Below are 1,134 nucleotides of genomic sequence, written 5' to 3'. Positions count from 1 at the left end.
CATGGACCTCGTCGCCGGCGTCAAGAAGGTCGTCGTCGTCATGGAGCACGCCAACAAGCATGGCGACTCCAAGGTGCTGGAGCGCTGTACCCTGCCGCTGACCGGCGCCGGCGTCGTCGACCTGATCGTCACCGATCTCTGCGTCATGGCCTGCGACAAGGCAAAGGGCGGCCTCACCCTGCTCGAGCTCGCCCCCGGCGTCACCCTCGACGAGGTCAGGGCGAAGACGGCGGCGCACTTCGCCGTTGCCTCCGCCCTCGCAAAGGCCGCGTGACCGAGCTATTCCGCGCGAGGCCGGCGAAAACCCAGGCCATGTTGGCAGTGTTTTCGGGTGCGGCCACCCTGCGAGACAGTTCTTAATTTCCAGGCCGATGACGTTGCCCCCTGAAGCGCCTTGGGTTTGAATTGGACTCCGTCGTAAGGAACGTCGGCGGCGTGAGGAGATGGCCGCAGCTGGCCGATAGCGGAAGTGCTAGCCCTGCACGACGAGGTTGAGCGCAGCTTCGTCGGGCCGCGCAAATCAAGGAGCAGCGCGTCGAACAGCTTAAGGATCGTCAGCATGCCGGCGCTCGCCCATCAGTTTCAGCCGGCCGCGCTCGCTCGCTTCCTGAAGTAGCACCGCGGCGTGGCGGCCGCCCTTCAAGTCCAACGCCCCGAGCGATTGCGTCCTAGGCCTCGACACGCCAGTTCGACATCGGTTTCGCCCATCGGCCGCTGCAACGAGCTCTTTATGATGCCGTTTCCATGCTGGACATCCGCGTTGACACCCCCATCGCCGCGGTAGCTTGTGAGCTGGTCGCCAACGGCGTCGGCGTCACGATAACTGATCGCTTTCATGCCCAACGCCTTTACTGAGCGAGGCCTCATTTCGCGCCGTTTTGAGCCGGATGTGCCCTAGAATTTCGGCATGCCCTTTCCCTCCTACAGCCAACGAACCGAGCCTGTTCAGGAGTCCATTCGATTTCTGCGGATCGAGAGCCTGAATGGCGAGCCGGCGTAGCGCCATCGGACTAAGCCGCTCTCGCGGCGGGGCACTGCGGCGCGGTCATTACTGAGATTTCGCCCGTGAGGCGCTGCATCCGAGGATTTTGGGGTCCTTTCCCCTGATCCTCGGAGGTCTCCATGATCGATCCC

1 protein-coding gene is annotated in these 1,134 nt (G+C 63.5%); it reads left to right on the top strand.

The genetic code is table 11. The features are described 5' to 3' along the window. A partial coding sequence (locus tag RKE40_RS29585; RefSeq protein ID WP_316021727.1) for a CoA-transferase occupies window positions 1–274 on the top strand: 274 nt, incomplete at its 5' end. Window positions 275–1,134: the final 860 nt, after the last annotated feature.

It is taken from the genome of Allobosea rubneri (assembly GCF_032464875.1).
GTDB lineage: Bacteria > Pseudomonadota > Alphaproteobacteria > Rhizobiales > Beijerinckiaceae > Allobosea > Allobosea rubneri.
Note: the sequence above shows the minus strand (reverse complement) of the source record. Positions and strands in the feature narration are given on the sequence as shown.